This window comes from Candidatus Frackibacter sp. WG13 (assembly GCF_900114655.1).
Taxonomy (GTDB): domain Bacteria; phylum Bacillota; class Halanaerobiia; order Halobacteroidales; family Acetohalobiaceae; genus Frackibacter.
The window spans coordinates 15190-34472 of sequence record NZ_FOTT01000022.1; the positions used below are offsets into that span (position 1 = coordinate 15190).

Annotated in this window: 21 protein-coding genes; all 21 read left to right on the top strand. The window is 35.9% G+C overall.

From position 1 onward, the window contains the following. Positions 1–16 precede the first annotated feature (16 nt). The 21 genes from BM077_RS10915 (at position 17) to csrA (ending at position 19235) form a co-directional block, all read left to right on the top strand. The gene (locus tag BM077_RS10915; protein ID WP_218124685.1) at positions 17–415 is read left to right on the top strand and encodes a TadE/TadG family type IV pilus assembly protein; all 399 of its coding nucleotides are present in this window, start codon (positions 17–19) and stop codon (positions 413–415) included. A 39-nt stretch (positions 416–454) separates the two neighbouring features. Continuing rightward, on the top strand, positions 455–1408 hold the full coding sequence (locus BM077_RS10920) for a pilus assembly protein TadG-related protein (protein ID WP_089750272.1): 954 nt from the start codon (positions 455–457) through the stop codon (positions 1406–1408). A gap of 26 nt (positions 1409–1434) precedes the next feature. Then, positions 1435–2361, top strand: coding sequence for a Flp pilus assembly protein CpaB (gene cpaB / locus BM077_RS10925; protein ID WP_176941713.1), 927 nt, complete (start codon positions 1435–1437; stop codon positions 2359–2361). 14 nt (positions 2362–2375) lie between these two features. Beyond that, a complete protein-coding gene (locus BM077_RS10930; protein ID WP_176941714.1) occupies positions 2376–3680 on the top strand; it encodes a type II and III secretion system protein family protein in 1305 nt (434 codons plus the stop codon). Positions 3681–3748: 68 nt separating this feature from the next. Beyond that, positions 3749–4957, top strand: coding sequence for a response regulator (locus tag BM077_RS10935; RefSeq protein WP_089750278.1), 1209 nt, complete (start codon positions 3749–3751; stop codon positions 4955–4957). Between the two features lie 23 nt (positions 4958–4980). Then, complete coding sequence (locus BM077_RS10940) at positions 4981–6354, top strand: CpaF family protein (protein ID WP_090095261.1); 1374 nt, start codon at positions 4981–4983, stop codon at positions 6352–6354. A gap of 19 nt (positions 6355–6373) precedes the next feature. Next, a complete protein-coding gene (locus tag BM077_RS10945) occupies positions 6374–7351 on the top strand; it encodes a type II secretion system F family protein (protein ID WP_089750281.1) in 978 nt (325 codons plus the stop codon). Between the two features lie 36 nt (positions 7352–7387). Beyond that, complete coding sequence (locus BM077_RS10950; protein WP_089750284.1) at positions 7388–8305, top strand: type II secretion system F family protein; 918 nt, start codon at positions 7388–7390, stop codon at positions 8303–8305. 28 nt (positions 8306–8333) lie between these two features. Further along, positions 8334–8675 carry a DUF192 domain-containing protein gene (locus BM077_RS10955; RefSeq protein WP_089750286.1) on the top strand — a complete coding sequence of 114 codons (342 nt, stop codon included), beginning with the start codon at positions 8334–8336 and terminating at the stop codon, positions 8673–8675. Positions 8676–8781: 106 nt separating this feature from the next. Further along, complete coding sequence (locus BM077_RS10960) at positions 8782–9939, top strand: DUF362 domain-containing protein (protein ID WP_089750287.1); 1158 nt, start codon at positions 8782–8784, stop codon at positions 9937–9939. Between the two features lie 88 nt (positions 9940–10027). Then, a complete protein-coding gene (gene sigH, locus BM077_RS10965; protein ID WP_089750289.1) occupies positions 10028–10693 on the top strand; it encodes an RNA polymerase sporulation sigma factor SigH in 666 nt (221 codons plus the stop codon). Between the two features lie 399 nt (positions 10694–11092). Continuing rightward, positions 11093–12925 (top strand): ATP-dependent helicase ComFA, encoded by a 1833-nt coding sequence (locus BM077_RS10970; RefSeq protein WP_089750291.1) that lies wholly within the window; start codon positions 11093–11095, stop codon positions 12923–12925. A gap of 16 nt (positions 12926–12941) precedes the next feature. Continuing rightward, entirely contained in the window at positions 12942–13682 is a 741-nt protein-coding gene (locus tag BM077_RS10975) for a ComF family protein (protein ID WP_090003537.1), read from the top strand. Positions 13683–13859: 177 nt separating this feature from the next. Further along, a complete protein-coding gene (locus BM077_RS10980) occupies positions 13860–14261 on the top strand; it encodes a hypothetical protein (protein WP_089750296.1) in 402 nt (133 codons plus the stop codon). 243 nt (positions 14262–14504) lie between these two features. Next, positions 14505–14795: a flagellar biosynthesis anti-sigma factor FlgM gene (gene flgM / locus BM077_RS10985; protein WP_089750298.1), complete on the top strand. Its 291-nt coding sequence runs from the start codon at positions 14505–14507 to the stop codon at positions 14793–14795. Between the two features lie 16 nt (positions 14796–14811). Next, entirely contained in the window at positions 14812–15312 is a 501-nt protein-coding gene (locus BM077_RS10990) for a flagellar protein FlgN (protein ID WP_089750299.1), read from the top strand. 11 nt (positions 15313–15323) lie between these two features. Further along, positions 15324–16748 carry a flagellar hook-associated protein FlgK gene (gene flgK, locus BM077_RS10995; protein WP_089750301.1) on the top strand — a complete coding sequence of 475 codons (1425 nt, stop codon included), beginning with the start codon at positions 15324–15326 and terminating at the stop codon, positions 16746–16748. 215 nt (positions 16749–16963) lie between these two features. After that, the gene (gene flgL, locus BM077_RS11000) at positions 16964–17833 is read left to right on the top strand and encodes a flagellar hook-associated protein FlgL (RefSeq protein ID WP_089750303.1); all 870 of its coding nucleotides are present in this window, start codon (positions 16964–16966) and stop codon (positions 17831–17833) included. Positions 17834–17921: 88 nt separating this feature from the next. Beyond that, positions 17922–18482: a DUF6470 family protein gene (locus BM077_RS11005; RefSeq protein ID WP_089750305.1), complete on the top strand. Its 561-nt coding sequence runs from the start codon at positions 17922–17924 to the stop codon at positions 18480–18482. A 51-nt stretch (positions 18483–18533) separates the two neighbouring features. Continuing rightward, entirely contained in the window at positions 18534–18974 is a 441-nt protein-coding gene (gene fliW / locus BM077_RS11010; protein ID WP_089750307.1) for a flagellar assembly protein FliW, read from the top strand. Positions 18975–18989: 15 nt separating this feature from the next. Further along, a complete protein-coding gene (gene csrA / locus BM077_RS11015) occupies positions 18990–19235 on the top strand; it encodes a carbon storage regulator CsrA (protein ID WP_089750309.1) in 246 nt (81 codons plus the stop codon). Positions 19236–19283: the final 48 nt, after the last annotated feature.

Consider the following 19283-nt stretch of genomic DNA (forward strand, 5'->3'; position numbering starts at 1 on the left):
AAGGTGGTGGCTGCTAATGGTTATACAATTATTAAGACAGAAGAGAGGTCAAGCTCTAGTTGAATTAGCTTTGGTTTTACCGGTTATATTGTTGATTTTATTTGGTATTGTAGAGTTTGGGCGGGTCTTTCATGCTTACTTAGTAATTACTAATGCAGCCAGAGAAGGGGCTAGAGAAGGAGCAATTAGTAATAGTGATTCACAGATTCAAAGTACTGTTGAGACGGCAGTTGATCCTAGTTTAGATTTAAATAATCTTAATATTAAGATTAGTCCTAGTCAGGCCAACCGTAGTCGTGGTGATTCAGTAAAGGTAGAAGTGAAATATAATGTTGACCTCTTTACTCCAGTGGTTACACAATTATTACCGGACCCTTTTCCTATTAGTAGTGCGTCAGTAATGAGGATTGAATAGAAAATTAAGGCTAAAAAGCTGTTAAAAGGAGGGAGCTAGATGGATTTTTTTAGGTCAGAAGAAGGGACAGTTATTGTGTTGGTAGCTTTATTATTAACTATCTTTTTGTCTTTTTTGGCCTTGGTAGTAGATGTAGGCTTCTTATACCTAGCTCGGAATAGATTAATTAATGCTTTAGATGCAGCTGCTTTAGCCGGAATACAAAAGTTACCAGATCATCCAACTGAAGCGAAACAGGTTACTTTAGATTATGCTGATAAGAATAACCTAGATACTAATAAGGTGTCTATTCAAATTACAGATAATAATCATCAAATTACAGTAGGGACTAGTCGACAGGTAGAAATGAATTTTGCTTCTGTCTTTGGTGTTGACCAAGTAAAAGTTACAGCTGAATCAGGGGCAAAGGTAGGACAAGTAACTGCTATTAGGGGAGCAGTTCCTTTTGGTATTGTTAACCAACAGTTTAGTTATGGTGAAGAATATTATTTGCGATATGGCTCCGGACAAGCAGATGAAGAGGATGGGGCTAGAAACGGAAACTTCGGTGCTTTAGCTTTAGGAGGACAAGGGGCAAGGAATTATGAGCAGAATTTAAAGAATGGTTATGATGGTCAACTAGAGATAGGTCAGGCAGTAACTACTGAACCTGGTAATATGGCAGGACCAACTTTGCGAGGAATTAATGAAAGGTTAGATGGTTGTCAAGAATTAATACCTTGTACTTATAATACAGTTGAGAGAGGCTGTCCAAGGCTATTATTTGTACCGGTTATTGATCAATTGGGGAATGGAAGAAGTGAAGCAACTATTGTAGGTTTTGCTGCTTTCTTTCTAGAAGGAACAGATAGTAAGCAACAAGGGAAGAAAGGTAAGAGCAAAGGACAGAGCACCTATGTAGAAGGTAGATTTATTAACTGGTTATCGACGACCGGTCAATTAGGCTCAGAAGGTCAAGATTTTGGGTTAAGAACGGTTAAATTAGTTGAGTAAGAGTAGCGTCTAAGAGGGGGATGGAGATGAAACCAAAAGTTATTCTAATCATAGCTCTTGTTTTAGGATTAATTACCTCCGGAGCAGTCTATTTTATGATGGATAATATGCAAGGGGAGCCGGTAGCTAAGAAGACAGTATCGGTAGTAGTAGCGACTAAGGATATTCAACCGAGAATGACAATTGAAGAAGGTTTAGTGAAAGTTAAACAGATGCCAAAAGAGATGGTGCATCCCCAAGCAATAAATTCACTTTCGGAAGTGAAGGGTAATTTAGTATTAAAGAAGATTATTGCTGGTGAACAGATTCTAAAACCTAGATTGTTAAATGAAAAAGAAGATAGTCCAGGCTTAGCTTTTAACTTGGAGCCTAGCCAAAGAGCGGTCACCGTAGCTGTCAATGAAGTCATTGGAGTAGCTGGATTCTTAACACCTGGTGACCACGTTGATGTTGTTGGTGTTTTTACTTCTAATTCAGGTGATGAAGCCATAGCTAAGACAGTATTGCAGAATATAAAGGTATTAGCGGTAGCTCAAGATATGGTAAATGGTAAAGATCAAGAGCCAAAGGTAACAAAGAGTGTTACTTTAGCTGCTGACTTAAAAGATGCAGAAAAATTAATCTTAGCTGATGCAAGAGGTGATATCAGATTGGCATTACGCTCAGTTAAGAATAAGAGTAATGTAGTAACTGATGGAATTAAAATTGCAGAAATAATCAAACAGGAAGATGAGCCTACCGAACGATACCAAGAAGTAAGTCCTAAAGTTAAAGATGCACCTATAAGCAAGGAAGTAAATAGGGACCAAAGCACCAAACAAAACGAAGAAGTCACTAAAGAGAACCAAGCTAAATCATTTGCTACTAAAGTTAGAAAGAAAAGAGAGATAAAGAAAGAGATAGAGATAATTCGTGGTGCTAAGAAGAATTACATTCAAGTGCCAATGCAATAGAGGGAGTGATGCTGATGAAAAAGAGGGTCGCTATACTTTGGCTGATTATTATAATCTGTTTATTATTAACGACTAATGTAATTGCTCGTCAAGGTACAAAGTTAAAGATCCCTACTGGCCAGTCTCAGTTGCTAAAGATTAACGGCTTAAAGAGAGTGGCAATTACTGAACCGGAGATTGCTGATGTAATAGCTATTTCTACTGATCAACTCCTAGTCAATGGGAAGCAAGTAGGCGAGACAACCCTACATATTTGGGATAAGCAAGGGCATAAGGTCTATCAACTACAGGTTATTAAGGATGAACAGAATATAATTAATAAGGTTGAAAAATTAATCAGTATAGATACAGTTAAAGTTGCTAAGGTTGACCAGTCTATTATTTTAACTGGTCAAGTAAAGAATCAGAATCAACTACAGAGAGCTAAGGAGATAGCTAGTGTTTTTGGGGAAGAGGTAGTTAATCATTTAGTTGTGCAGAATCCACAACAAATTTTATTAGAAGCACAAGTATTTGAAATCAGTAAAACGTCCAGCGATGACCTAGGCTTTGATTGGTATAGTGTTGATGGGACAGGTGCAAACTTAGGTTCAGGAACAGCCTTGTTAGGTGAAAGACTATATCATAAGGACGCTAATGATAATATTATTCGAAATTCCACTCCTCGATTTGGGTTAGGATACTCAGAACGGCTAAGTGAATTAAGGGTCAAACTAAAGGCTTTAGTTCAATCAGGAGATGCAACATTATTGGCTAAACCAAAGCTAGTAGCGAAGAGTGGAAAAGAAGCTAAATTTGCTACTGGTGGAGAAATTCCGATTGTAACTACTAATAACTCAGGAGAGCAGACAGTGATTTGGAAGCAGTATGGAGTTCAGTTTAAGATAAAGCCAACTGTGACTAAGAACGGAAGATTGAAAGCATACTTAAATCCTAAAGTTAGTCGGTTAGATTGGGCTAATGCTGTCGAATACGGCAATGGGAGGCTACCGGCTATTAAAAGTAGTGAAGTAGCTACCGAAGTAGTTATAGATGATGAAGCTACATTAGCTATTGGCGGATTAATCCAGCAGTATAAGTCGCGCGAAGTGAATAAAGTACCGCTTTTAGGAGATTTACCTATATTAGGAGCTCTCTTTAGGAGTAAGTCATTTAAAGAAGGGAAATCTGAGTTAGTTATATTAGTAACACCTAAGATTATTGACTCATCTTTAAAGAGTAAAGAAGCGATAGGGTTAGATAGCACATTCAATAAAAAAGAGAAGTTGGAAAAGAAGGTAAAACATAAGGCTGAGGGTAAGGGTAAGGCTGAGGAGTGAAGCTCAAGTGATCTTATTTAGCTGATAACATTTTAAGTTTAAAGTGAGGTGATTTGTAGGTGTCGAAGATGATTAAAATTCTATTAGCTGACGATATTGATGAGACTAGAGCTAATATAAGAAAGCTGATAAGTTTAGAAGAAGATTTAGAGGTAGTGGCTGAGGCAGTAGATGGTGAAGATGCGATAAAGAAGGCTAAGAAGATTAAACCGGATATAATATTAATGGATATTAATATGCCTAATATGGATGGTATTCAAGCGACGGAGATAATTAGTCGTGAGGTTCCGGGTTCTCCTATTATTATGATGTCGGTACAGGAGGAGCAGGACTATTTACGCCGGGCAATGATGGTGGGGGCAAGAGAGTATTTGATTAAGCCTTTTGGTGATGATGAATTGATTAATACGATTAAACAGGTCTATGATTTAGAGTCTAAAAGAAAGAGTTATCAGACTCAATGTGAAGTAGAAGTAGAGTCTAAAGAAGAGAGAGTCATCTCGGTGTTTAGTAGCAAAGGTGGCGTAGGCAAGACACTTTTGGCTACTAATTTAGCAGTTGCCTTACAACAGGATGAAGAGAAAAATGTAGTCTTAGTAGACTTAGATTTACAATTTGGTGATGTAGCGGTGATGTTGGATTTAACACCGCGAATTACTATTTCTGATATGGTTAATGAGCTGCAGAGTCTTAATCCTGATAATATTGATGATTATTTATTAAGTTATGAAAATGGTTTGCGAGTATTGGCATCGCCACTAAGACCAGAACAGGCTGAGATGATCAGTGGTGAAGAGATTAAGCAAGTGATTAGCATCTTAAAAGAGAGGTTCGATTACATTATTATCGATACTGACCAGTCTTTTTCGGGAGAGACGTTGACAGCACTTGATAATTCGGATTTAATATTATTAATTGCAATGTTAGACTTACCTACGATTAAGAATGTCAGGCTCTGTTTAGAGGTTATGGAAAACTTGAATTATCCAGAAGAGAAGATAAAGCTAGTTTTAAATCGTTCCTCTAATGATGTAGGAATTAAAGTTAGTGATTTAGAAGATAACCTTAATTATTCTGTTGATATTCATATTCCGAGTGAGGGGAAGGTTACTGTAGATGCTATTAACCAGGGGGTTCCATTTGTAATCTCGAGACCACAAGCAGATATCTCTAAGCAGATTAATGAACTAGTAAAGTTAGTAACAGGTGATGAAGAAGTTCCAGAGACTAAAGAAGGTTGGTTGAAGAAGATAAGTAGCTTTTTGAATAAAGAGTAGAGATAGATTAAGGTGGTGAGATGATGTCTTTACTAGAACGTTTAGCACAAGAACAGGAGAAACAAGCGAAGGAAGAGTTTGAGCAGGAGAGTAGTTCTAAGGGTAGTAATTCTGTTTTACCACAGGATCCTTACCGGGAATTAAAGACGAAGATTCATAATTATTTACTTAATGAACTAGATCTACAGATAATCTCTAATGCTGATGCAGATGACTCGAATGATCAATTACGGGAAGATATTAAGGAATCAGCAACTGAGGTAATTGAAGCAGAAGAAGAGAGAATCTCTCCTGGTGATAAGCAGAAAGTGATTAAAGAGATTATAGATGAAATTATCGGTTTTGGCCCGATTAATGGGGTTCTAAATGACCCAGAAGTATCAGAAGTGATGGTCAATGGTCCAGATCAGATCTATGTAGAACGTGATGGGAAATTAGTTTTGACCGATGTTAAATTTCGTGATGACGACCATGTGATTCATATTATTGAGAAGATTGTCTCTCCTCTCGGGAGAAGAATAGACGAGAGTAGTCCGATGGTAGATGCTCGGTTGCCGGATGGCTCAAGAGTAAATGCTATTATCCCGCCTTTAGCTTTAAACGGACCGACAATTACTATTCGAAAGTTTTCAGAGGATCCTTTTACGGTTAAAGATTTAGTTAATTTTGGGACCTTAACTGAAGAGATGGCACAATTTTTAGAGGCTTGCGTTGAAGTAAGGCTTAATGTAGTCGTTTCCGGAGTAACAGGTTCTGGTAAGACGACTACGCTTAATGTTCTTTCCTCTTTTATTCCTGATGATGAACGGATTGTAACTATTGAGGATGCAGCTGAGTTGCAGTTAGCTCAGGATCATGTAGTCTCCTTAGAAACAAGGCCTCCAAATGTAGAGGGTAAAGGCGCTATCACTATGCGTGAGTTGGTTAAGAACTCACTACGAATGCGTCCCGACCGAGTTGTAGTCGGTGAGGTTCGTGGTGGAGAAGCTTTAGATATGTTACAGGCGATGAATACAGGACATGATGGTTCTTTGACCACCGGTCACGCTAATAGTCCACGGGATATGTTATCTAGATTAGAGACGATGGTAATGATGGCAGGAATGGAGCTGCCGGTTAGAGCAATTCGTGACCAGATTGCTTCGGCAGTAGACTTAATTGTTCAACAGACTAGATTAAGAGATGGAAGTCGTAAGATAGTTAAGGTGACAGAGGTACAGGGTATGGAAGGAGATGTAATTACTCTCCAAGACATATTTTCATTTGAACAAGAAGGATTAGACCAAGACGGTAATATTATCGGTGAATTTAAACCAACAGGAATTAGACCGAAATTTATTGAACGTTTCAAAGCAGAAGGAATAGAGTTGCCAGCCAATATTTTTGCTGCTTATTAAGTTGAACGGGGGGGTAGGGATGGTAATAGCAGTTATTATCTTAGTCTTTTTAACGGTTACTTTAGGAACTTTAGCTCTTTATAGCCTATTAACTGCAAAACAGGAAAGATTAAATAATCGATTGAATAAGTATTTAGAAACAGAAGAGTATATTATAAATGAAGCAAAAGATGCTAAAGAAGAATCAGTTGATGGTCAAAAAAGGGTTTTGGACTACTTAAGTGGTTTTAGTAAGGTCTTTGCTTCTTTTTCATTAACTAGCGGTTTAGAGGATGAATTGAAGAAGACTAGTCTCCCAATTAAAGCTTCGGAATTTATAACTCTTAATTTAATAATAATTTCTGTCTTAGGAATTGGTGGTCTATTAATTCTTAAAAGTTTAATACATGTTGTTCTATTGGCAGTAATAGGTGCAATAGGGCCTTACTTATACTTAAGATATAGTCAAAAGAAGAGATTGAATAAATTTAATGACCAAATAGCAGATTCACTTACGATTATTTCTAACTCATTAAAGGCAGGTTATAGCTTCTTTCAAGCATTGGAGATGGTAGCTAAAGAGATGGCACCGCCTATTTCCGAAGAGTTCACTCGAGTATTAAAGGAAGTAAACTTAGGTGCTCCTGCCGAAGAAGCACTGGTAGCGTTAACAGAACGCGTAGAGAGCGATGACCTTGATTTGGTAATTACAGCCGTTGTTATTCAGCGCCAAGTAGGAGGGAACCTATCAGAGATTTTAGATAGTATATCACATACTATTCGCGAACGAATCAAAATACAAGGTGAAATTAAGACCTTAACAGCACAAGGAAAAGTTTCCGGAATCATTATCGGTATCCTACCTGTCGGTTTAGGCTTAGTCTTAGGCTTAATCAATCCCGGTTATATGTTACCGTTACTTACGCATCCATTAGGTAAGACGATGATAGGTATAGCTTTGATTTCACAGTTGATAGGCTTACTCTTCATTAAAAAGATTATTAGTATTAAAGTGTAAATGAGATAGGGGCTAAAAAATGGGAGTGATATCACGATGTTAATACCAATTGTAGTCTTCATAGTAGTAGTCGGGTTGACCCTATTAATAACTAATTATGCTAATCTTCGTGAACGAAAGATTAAGGATAGATTACAGAAGTATGCTCAATTACAGAAAGAAGTTTTACCACGGGAGGTTGAATTACAGCAGTCTTTTTGGGAGAGGTTAATTAGACCTATCTTGCAGAAGGTTGCTGTAATTTTTGTAAAGTTGACTCCTATTGGATTCAAGGATAGCTTAAGAAAAAAATTGGTCTTAGCAGGTCATCCTTTTGACTTAGAAGCAAAAGAAGTTTTAGCAATTCAAGGGAGCATGATGGTGATTTTGCCGATTGTGGTCTTCTTAATAGTAGTTCAATTTGCTTGGCAACAGGCCATCTTATTAGCTATTGTATCTGCTGTGGCTAGTTATTTAATGCCGCAATTCTTATTAAGTAAGAAGATTACAGAGAGGCAGCAAGAGATACAGCAGACACTACCAGATGTTTTGGATCTATTAACTGTTAGTGTCGAAGCAGGATTAGGTTTTGATTCGGCTTTAGTTAAGGTTGTAGATAAGATTAAAGGGCCTATTAGTGAAGAATTTGAAAGGCTATTACAAGAGATTAGAATGGGTAAACCACGGCGAGATGCAATGCGTGATTTAGGTAATAGAACTAATGTGGAAGATTTAGCAAACTTCATAACGGCCATCGTGCAAGCAGATAAATTAGGAGTGAGTATTGGTAAGGTATTGCGAGTGCAGTCTAATCAAATTCGCCTTAAACGAAAACAGCGAGCCGAAGAAGCGGCAATGAAAGCGCCGATTAAGATGCTTTTACCTCTAGTATTCTTTATCTTTCCTACAATCTTTATCATCCTTTTAGGTCCGGCTGTCATTAAAGTTATTAATTCATTTACAAACTTGAATTAAATGAAAATAAAGATAAGGAGTTAATGAGATGATCTTACTTAACCAAAGTAAAGACTTAATAGTAGCAGATCAGGTGAGAGAAGCTAATACTTTTAGGCAGCGTTTGATTGGGCTTTTGGGTAGAGAAGAGCTTAAAGTAGGAGAAGGTCTATTAATTAATCCTTGTAAGATAGTGCATACCTTTTTTATGAAATTTGCTATAGGGCTTATATTCTTAAATGAAGATGATATTGTAGTCGAAGTAATACCTTCTTTAAGACCAAATCGCATCTCCTCTTTTGTATCATCAGCCACTAAAGTTATCGAATTAAAAGCAGATAGGGAACTAAAAGAGAAGGTAAGCATAGGAGATACGGTTAATTTACAATAAGGTTTGATTAAAATGGTCTAAGCAATGTATAATAAGGGTAGGAAGTTAAGTGGCTTCTAGCATAATTATAAATTTATTTAGGTTATGAAGGGAGTATTATTTAGATATGAGTACTGTAGCATCGATTAGTTGCTCAAAATATGAAGAGGAATTGGTGATTAAGGCTGTAAAGCGGGCTGTGTCAGAGTTAGGTGGCTTGAGTCAGTGGATCGATGAAGGAGACCGAGTCTTAATTAAACCTAATCTTTTAAGCCCGAAAGCCCCAGAACAAGCTGTAACAACTCATCCTTTAGTATTAAAAGCTACAATTCAGTTAGTAAAGGAAGTAGGGGCTATTCCAATAGTAGGTGAGAGCTCAGGAGGTTTTTTAGCAGAGGAGTCTTTGACAGCTAAGGCATTTGATAAAACAGGTACTCAGACTGTATGTGAAGAGATGAATGTTGAAATGATTAATTTTGATCGAGTGGAGACTGAAGTAGTTGCGAATTCAGGTAGCACTGTTGCGGAGTTTAACCTTCCCTTGCCGGTCTTAGACGCTGACTTTATTATTTCTTTGCCTAAAATGAAGACTCATAGTCTAACTCTATTTACAGGAGCGGTTAAGAATTTATACGGTGTTATCCCTGGTTTAAAGAAGATGGAATATCATCGTCAATTTCCTAATCCGAATAATTTTGCCGAAGTAATTGTTGATATCTTTGCTACGGTAGGAGCAGACTTAGCAATTATGGATGGTATAATCGGTTTAGCTGGCGATGGCCCAGGTAGCTCTGGTGTCCCTTGTGCTGTAGGGACTATCTTAGCTAGTGATGATTTAGTAGCTCTAGATACAGTAGCTGCTAATTACTTAGGTTATAAAGACAAGCAGGTCCAGATCTTAAATTTGGCTGCTAAGCGAGGCTTAGGTAAGGCTTCATTAAGAATGATTGAAATTAAAGGTGATTTTGAGCAACCGGATTATAGGCGTTATGACTTGCCATCTAATGCTTTTTTGTCACATCTACCTAACTTCCTTCTTAAGCCTTTTTTAGAATTGATGATGTCTAAACCGATTATCAATCAAAAAAATTGTACTCACTGTAGGACCTGTCTTAAAAGCTGTCCACAGTTAGTGATCGAAGAGATAGACCAGGGCGAAGACTATCATTTAGAAATTGATCAAGAAGGTTGTATTAAATGTCTTTGTTGTCAAGAAGTATGTCCTTATGATGCAGTTGATTTGAAAGAACATTTATTAATTAAATTAATTCGACAATTATCCTGAAAGTTCGTGCTGGTTCTATTTTGACGAGCCCTATAAATTGTGGTATAATGGTAATGGTCAAAAATCGCACAGGGGTGGGGATAACTAAATGGGTAAGCCTAAGAAAAAATTCAAAAGTAAATTTGATGATATGCCTGAGCAACAAGTAATTGATTTAGCCCAGAATGGAGACAAGCTGGCTGAGGAGTATTTACTAGACAACAATATTGACATCGTTTATGCTAAGTCTAAGTTATTCTACATTAAAGGACTCGACAAAGATGATGTAATTCAGGAAGGTTTAGTAGGGCTTTACAAAGCAATTAGAGATTATCGAGAAAAACGGGCGGCTTCTTTTCGGGGTTTTGCTCATTTGTGCGTAAGTCGACAACTTATATCAGCTATTAAGACTGCTAATCGTCAAAAACATATGCCTTTGAATACGTCGACTTCAATCGATAAGAAATTAAAGTATTCTAAAGATGATGGAGGTCGAGGGCGAACTTTATTAGATGTACTACCCGATGAGAATAATGATCCAGAGAAAGACTTAATTAATCGGGAATTAGTTGACGAAGTTACATATGAATTAAGAGAGATGTTAACTGAATTAGAATGGGAAGTATTCAGTAGTTATCTACAGGCAAAGTCATATAAAGAAATAGCTGATGAGATCGGTAGTAGTGTAAAGACTGTAGATAATGCTTTACAGAGAGCAAGAAGAAAGATCGATGAATTAAAAGCAAAATTACAAGACGAAGTGGATAACCACTAACTTATGTTTTTTAGTATGCGCTAGGAGTTGCCTTCTTAATAAGATTAAGGGGGCAGCTTTTTTTAGTTATAGGCTAAGGCTAAGACATAAAACCTTAAAATAACTGGACACAGACTTACACAGACAAACACAGACTAAAGATAATTGATAATTAAAAGATTTTAAAACTTTAAACGATTAGATTTGAAAATAAGGTTGTGGTTGGGAATTTCATGAATAAAAATTATCACTTGTCAATTAATATGAAATAAGCTTACATTTAATTATTTTTGAAAGCTAATTATGAAGTTTGTTTAATTTAAAAAGTCTTGTGTATAGTCTTGTGAAAGTCTCGTGTCTAATAATTTTATAATTTTGACTTATTTTAATATTATTTTTAATAAGTAAGTAGGGGATTAAATGAAGGGAATAGGGTTTGTTATCTATATCTTGATAATTAACAACAAAGAATATCGGGTTGGTTTAACTTCTGACCTTGAGGTTGAGTTGAGTTATCTTAAGAGGCGAAGGGGCTTTACAGATGAAGAGTTACAGGTTTATAGCTTAACGAAGCCTTTGCCGATTGGATTAGCTAAATATATTTATGAGGAGATTACTGCTAGATATGAAAGACAAGGAGCTTTGATTGATGATTTAGCAGGAGGAATTAAGGCTTTGTTGCTAGAATATAGTAAGCGGGTAGAAAGATTGTTAGAGTATTATTCTTTATTGGATTATAGTCAAGTTGAAGAAGTAGAAGCAAGTGATTATAATAATCTACCTGATTTACAGGAGTTAGAAGAAGTACATAAGATTTTAGCTGGTAGATTACTTTATTATAGTGAGATTAAACAGGCGCTAGCAGAGAACCAGGTTCTTCTTAAATCGCCATTAAGATTATTGTTACAAGGATTAAGATTGGAATCTAAACTAGAAATTGGAGCAAGCCTAGCTTATCAAGATAGGAATTACTTAGTATGTCAGCGTTGTGGAGAAGATGAAAAGTTAGTTGAGATAGATTGTAATTATTGTGGTTTAACTGACTATTACTGTGACTGTTGTCTTTATATGGGTAAGGCTAGAACTTGTCGACCATTATATGCTTTTAATTCAGATTTTCAATTAAGTGCAACACGATTAACAGAAGAAGAGCAAAAAGTAGAACCTAAATTAGAGTTTTCACTGACTGCTGCTCAGAGAGATGCTAGTCAACAGTTAGTTGATTTTATAGCTAGTGATGGGAAAGAGGCATTAGTTTGGGCGGTATGTGGAGCTGGTAAGACTGAAGTTTCGTTTCAAGCAATTGGTGAGGTCTTATCCCAAGGAGGAGAAGTATTATTTGCTATTCCAAGGAAGGATGCGGTAGTTGAGCTAGCACCGAGATTAAAAGCTAGCTTTCCTGATTTTGAGTTTAGCCTCCTTTATGGTGGCTCAGAAAGAAAATACAATGTAGCACCAATCACTGTAGCAACAACTCATCAGGTTTTGCGATTTATTAATAAATTTGATTTAATTATATTAGATGAGGTAGATGCTTTTCCTTATCAAGGTAGTAAGATGCTTGCAGGAGCCGTAGAAAGAGCTTGTCATCCGCAAGGGAAGATCATAAATATGACAGCTACTCCTGGGGAAGAGTTAAGTAGATTTAATGATGATAAGCAAAGAAGATTAATTAAGATCCCGGCACGTTATCATGGTCATCCGGTACCAACCCCTAAGCTCTTAACCGCAGAAATAAGTTATAATAAGGAGAGTAAGAGAGTAGATATAACACAAAAGGTATTAAAAATAATTAAGGATTCAATCTATAGAGACTTAGCTCAACTATTCATCTTCTTGCCGACTAGAGAATTAGTAGAGATAGTTGGGAAGAAGTTACAGAGGTCTCTGCCAGAGATAGAGGGAGAATCATGGGTGCAATATAGTCATGCGCAAGACGCGCATCGTGATAGAAAACGAGAAGAATTCTGTCAGGGGAAGTATCCGATTTTAGTCTCTACGACAATTATGGAAAGAGCTATCACAGTTCCCAAGGCTAATGTATTAGTTCTATTTGCTGATTGGGACTTTGTCTTTGACGTGCCGACTCTAATTCAAATGGCTGGTCGAGCCGGTCGCTCTCTTGAATATCCACAAGGAGAAATTTGGTTCGTAGGACAGATGATAAGTAAAGCTATGAAAGAGTCTAAAGAGCGAATTGAAGATCTAAATCAAGAGGCGGATAAGAAAGGATATCTCAAGAGTGGAAGTTAATAAAGAGGTGAGTTTTATGGGAGTATTAAATAATATCTGGAATGGCTTTTTAGGGTTAGTCTATCCAGAAGTAGAAGGTTGTCTCTATTGTGAGGTAGACGAATTAGTAACAGATGAGGTTCAGCTCTGTGAAGACTGCTTAAGTCGAATTAATTATATTACCGACAATTATTGTGAGAAATGCGGCAGATTAATAATTGATGAAGAAGAGTGTAAAAATTGTGAGGAGTATAATTACCAATTTAATAAAGCAAGAGCGGTAGCAACCTATAATCAAGCATTAAGTGATTATATTTATGATATGAAGTATCAAGGTAGACAGGCTTTAGCCAAGCCATTAGGACAGATATTAGGAATCTATGGTTTAGAATTTTATAAAAGAGAAGACTTAGATGTAATTATTCCTGTGCCATTAGCTAAAGAGAAGTTAAAGACGAGAGGTTTTAACCAAGCATACTTATTAGCAAGGGAAGTGAGTAAAAAGCTAGACCTGCCAATAAACGACCAAGTCTTAAAACGAGCAGTGAATACAGTTAGTCAGAGCAAGTTATCTCCATTGAAACGGAAAGAGAACGTAAGCAACATCTTCTATTGTGAACCCGAATATGTAAAAGAGATTAAGGGTAAGTATGTACTGTTAATCGATGATATCTATACCACCGGAGCTACGGTTAATGAATGCTCCAAAGTCCTACTGCGCGCAGGAGCTAGGGATGTATCAGTGTTAACTTTGGCAACAGGAGAGCAGGGGCAATAGCCCAGAAAAGGGCTTTCGAATTAGAAGTAGAGGTGTTGTGAGGTTAAGTTTGTAGATGCCTATCGAAAAAGATGACATTATTAGTAACTCAAGCAGGAAATATGCATTCGTTTGGCGAATTATGAAAGTAAGGATTAAGCATATAAAGGAAGATTGAAATATAAGAGGTGAATGCAGATGGGGTTAAGAAATTGCAAGCTTTGTGGTCAAGTCTTTGTGTCAGATTCGTATAAGATTTGTTCCCAGTGTAGGGAAGAAGAAGAACAGGATTTTTTAACGGTTAAAGAATATATTTATGATCATGGGAAACGATCAATTCCTGAGATTCATGAAGGGACTGAGGTAAGTGTTAAGCGAATTAAAAAGTTCATTCGTGAAGGAAGATTAATGGAAACTGGTGTTGAATTAACAGTTGAATGTAAAAGATGTGGTGCTCCGATTACTGAGGGAGACTATTGTAAAGAGTGTAGAGATGCTTTGACTAATAGTTTAAGTCAAGGGAATAGTAAAGATAAAAAAGAAGAGCCTAAGAGAAAGAGTAATAGTAGGATGCATACTTCCATATGGAGGGATGATTAAATAACCCGTAAAACTAAGTAAGACATAGTTAATCACCTTAGATTAGAAATAAATATTGTTAATAGTGTATTATGGCATTTAAGAATAATTCATATTTTATCGAAGTATGTAATAAGATGTTCAGTTTAATATGAGAGTTATCCTATCCTTTTGCAGACCTTAAAAACAGTGTCAAAAAGGTTAGGTAACGGGATGAAGTAATTTCTTAAATGTGAGATTCTCTAAGAAAGCAGGTGGTTAATTATGAAAATCTCTAATGAACAACTCCATCGAGTATTAAAGACTTATAATCGTAATCAAAAGACTAAAGAAAATCTGGAATCTAAGCGAAAAGGCAAAGGAGACAGATTATCACTTTCCGATGAAGTAAAAGAAGTACAGGTTGCTAAGAAGGCATTAAAGAGTCAGCCTAGTGTCAGAAAAGAGAAGGTAGCGGCTTTGAAGAAGGCTATTAAGACAGGGAATTATAATGTATCCGGAGAAGAAGTGGCGGAAAAGATGTTAAATAGAACAATTGTCGATAACCTGGTTTAATTAAGGAAGTGATCTGATGAATATTGAAAGGTTAGTTCAAATTTTAGAGGCTGAATATAAAATGTATCAAAAGATTTATCAATTAAGTGGAGAAAAGAAGGAAATAATAGTTGATAATCGTGTAGATGACCTTTTGAGTATTATCGAGGAAGAGAAAGAAGAGATTCTTAAGATTGATGAACTAGAAGCAGAACGGGTCGAAATTTTAAAAGGGCTTGCTTGTGAATACTCTTTAACTGAAGAAGAATTATCCTTTGCTAAGTTAATGGATTTGATTTCTGATCCAGCTAAAAGTGAATTGAAGGAGATACGACAAGAGCTTTTAGATATATTAGAGGAGATAAAAGCGGCTAATGAGACTAATGCTAATTTAATTAAAGAGTCATTAAAGTTGAATAATTATACATTACAGTTGTTGACTGAAAGTAATATTAGTAAAGATAATACTTATCAAAAACCAGGTAAAGAAGCAGCAAATAATCAGCAACAGCGACGAATTATTGATCAGAAGGCATAGGAGGGAGTACAATGGGCTCAACTTTCGGAGGTATAGAGATAGGAAAACGAGCTTTACAGGTACAGAAGAAGTCCTTAGATGTAACAGGACATAATATAGCTAATGCCAATACCGAAGGGTATAGTAGACAAGAAGTAATTCAATCGACTACTAAACCACATACTATCTATCATGGTACTGGGGCTGGACAAGTAGGTACCGGAGTTAAAATAGATGAGATCCGCCGTATTAGAAATGACTTTGTTGATACTCAAATTAGAGAAGAGACTAGTGCTAAAGGAAAATGGGAGATGCGGCGTGATGCGCTAAAAGAGATAGAGTTAATCTTTAACGAACCATCAGATAATAGTCTGCGAAGTACGATGGATGAGTTTTGGAACTCTTTACAGGAACTAAATAATAATCCAGAAAGCCAAGCGGTACGAGCTACCGTAAGGCAGCGTGGTTTGGCTTTAACCGATACATTTAATAGTTTAGATGATCAGTTAAGTGATTATCGCTTAGCTCTTAATGATCGAATCAGAACTAAGGTAGAGGATATCAACTCTTATGCCCAGCGAATAGCCGATTTAAATGGGCAGATCAGTAGAATTGAAAGTATGAATCAGAATCCTAATGACCTAAAGGATAAACGAGATCTTTTAATCGATAAATTATCTAAAATTACTAGTGTACAGGTTAAGGAAGATGAAAACGGCTTTGCTAATATTAGTATAGAAGGGCAATCCTTGGTTTGGCAAGATACAGCTAGTAAACTAGTAGCTGAAAAGGATAAGAGTAATAGTAATTTAGTAGAAGTTAAATGGGCTAGTAATAATGAAGAAGTTAAGTTTACTGACGGAGCAATTAAAGGTCTATTAGAAGCTCGAGATACAGAGATTCCTAAGTATATTAGTCAATTAGATGCTATGGCAAAGAAGATGGTTACTGAGTTTAATAACGTACATAAAAATGGATATGGGTTAGGTAATAGTACTAATATAGATTTCTTTGATCCAACAGGATTAACAGCTAAAAGCATGGATTTATCTGCGGCGATTAAGAATGATTTGAACAAGATAGCAGCAGCTTCTAAGTATAGTGATACCAATGGCGATGGGAAGAATGACTATGCCGGTGATGGTAGTAATGCATTAAAATTGGCTGACTTAGGAGACCAGAAATTATTTAATTCAGGCACAGCTACCTTTAATAGTTATTATAGTTCTAATATTGCTCAATTAGGGGTAGATAGTCAACGAGCTAAGAGAATGGTTAATAATCAAGAAGTCTTAACAAGGCAGTTAAATAAGCAGCGAGATTCAATCTCTGGTGTATCATTAGATGAAGAGATGGCTAAGATGATTAAGTATCAACATTCTTATTCTGCGGCTGCTAAGTTTGTTTCTACTATGGATGAGATATTAGGTGTGTTAGTTAACGGAATTAAAAGATAAGTAAGATGAGGAAATAATTTGACACAGACGGACACAAGACCAAGCACAGACTAAAGATTAAAGGAAAATAAATAATAGTTAAAATTTAGTAATAATAGAATATAGTTTAATATTACTATGTTTATGAATTAAAGTTTTAAAGTCTTGTGTATAATCTCGTGTAAGTCTCGTGTCAAAAAAAGATTTTTAATGATTAAATTGTGAGGTGACAAGTGATGCGTGTAACTAGTCGAATGATGACTAATAATTTATTGAAGAATCTTAGTGATAATATGGATAGATTAGATAAATTCAATCGCCAGTTGTCGACTGGTAAGAAGTTTAATATGCCGTCGCAGAATCCAACTGGGGTAGCCCGAAGTATGCGGTTGGAAGAGACGATCGGTGATAATAAGCAATATGCTGATAATATAGACCAAGCTTTGACCTGGATGCAGACTACAGAAGATGGCTTAAAAAACGCCGGGAAGATATTGCAGAGAACTAGAGAGTTAGCTGTTTACGGTGCTAATGATTCTTTAAGTGATACTGATAGAAAAGCAATTGCTGATGAAGTAGAAGAGTTAAGAAAGAATTTAGCTGCGGTAGCTAATACGAAATACAATGATAAATATATCTTTGCAGGTCAGAAGACTCTGATTAAACCTTATCCGACTGCAAATTCTGCTTATCAGGGAGATAATAATAAGATTGTTCGAGAGATTGATCAAGGTGTGAAGATGAATGTTAATGTGAATGGCGACTTTTTTAAAGGTATTTTAGACGAAATGCAGAACTTAGTGAACGATTTAAATGCAGGAAATACAGATGATATATCTAATGTGAGATTAGGTAATATAGATAAGCATTTAGACAAGGCAATTAGGTTGCGCTCAGAGGTTGGAGCTAAACAGAATCGTTTAGAATTAACTCAAAATCGTTTAGAAGAGAGTAAGATTAAATTTAAAAAGTTATTATCAGAGAATGAAGATGTAGATATTGCTAAGACGATTATGGATTTAAAGATGAGCGAGAATGTATATCGAGCATCTTTAGCTTCGGGAGCTAGGATAATTCAGCCGAGTTTAGTTCAGTTTCTTAAGTAGTGTCAGTGGTCAGTGACAGTTTCAGTTAACTGACACAGACAACAGACACTGAGAACTGAAATTGAAAACTGTTAAGCAGGTGATATAATTGAGATTATCATTAAGAATCAATCAGATCTTTGGAGAGATTGGCTTGCAACTAAAAGACCCTCAGACGAGTGTTGAGCAAAGACCTGCTAATATTAGTTTGACACAGAAGCCAGGACGATTAAGTATTAAATCTCAATTTACAAAGGTTAAAATTGATCAGACTAAAGCGAGGGCCGATTTGAATTATAAGAATCATAAAATTTATAGTAAGGAAATTGCCCGAAAAGGACATCAAGCTGCTTTAAAAGCTATAGCTATCTATGCCCAAGAAGGAGACCAACTTGCGGCTATAGAAAAAGGTGGAAAATCGATAGTTAGTCAAGCAATTAAACACGCTTATGGAAACCAAAAAAAGCTTGGTTTAAAGTGGAAGCAAGGTCCTGAATATAGAGTTGCTCCTGGTAGGCAAAATATAAGATTTAAAGTTAATGATTTAGATGGAATAGATTTTAAAGTCAAATCTAATAGGCCTAAAGTAGATTTTCAATGGGGGAAAGTAGAGGTCTATCAAAATAAACAGCCAAGATTAGAGATTAAAGTAGTAGATACGAAAATATAATTGTCAACTGTCAATTGTGAATTGTCAATTAATAAAAGGGGAGGAGAAGAAATGGAGTTAAAGACTACTCGTTTTGGGAAGATAGAAATAGATCCAGATGAAGTAATCAGTTTTAAACAGGGGCTATATGGTTTTAAAGATAATAAAGAATTTATTTTATTAATGGATGATGAAACACCATTCTGTTGGTTGCAAGCTATAGATAATCCAGATTTAGCTTTTGTAGTAACAGAACCATGGAATTATTGTGAAGACTATGAATTTGATTTGGATAATGAAGTAAAGAAAGAATTAAAAATTGAAGAGAAGCAAGATGTATTAGTAGTTAATATTGTAGTAGTTTCTGATAATCTTCAAGATATGACTATGAATTTAAAAGCACCAGTTATAATTAATAAAAACGAACAAATTGCTAAACAGATTATATTAGATGATGACGATTATTCAGTTAAATATAAGTTATTTAATGATGAAGAGAATATTTCTGCGTAATTGAGGAGGCATATAATGTTAGTTTTGACGAGGAAGAATAATAAGAGTATTATGATTGGGGATGAAATAGAAATAAAAGTGGTAGGTATTGAAGGTAATCAAGTAAGATTAGGTATTGATGCCCCTCGTGATATAGATATTTATCGTAAAGAGATTTATGAAGAGATAGAGGCTGAAAATAAAGAGGCAGCTAATGTTAAAGTTAAAGACTTAAGTGATATAATGGAGTTAGCTGAGAAATCAAGTAAAAAAGGGGAATGAAAGAGTAATATGTTTATATTTTCACTTAATCGGTTTTATTTGGCTTTA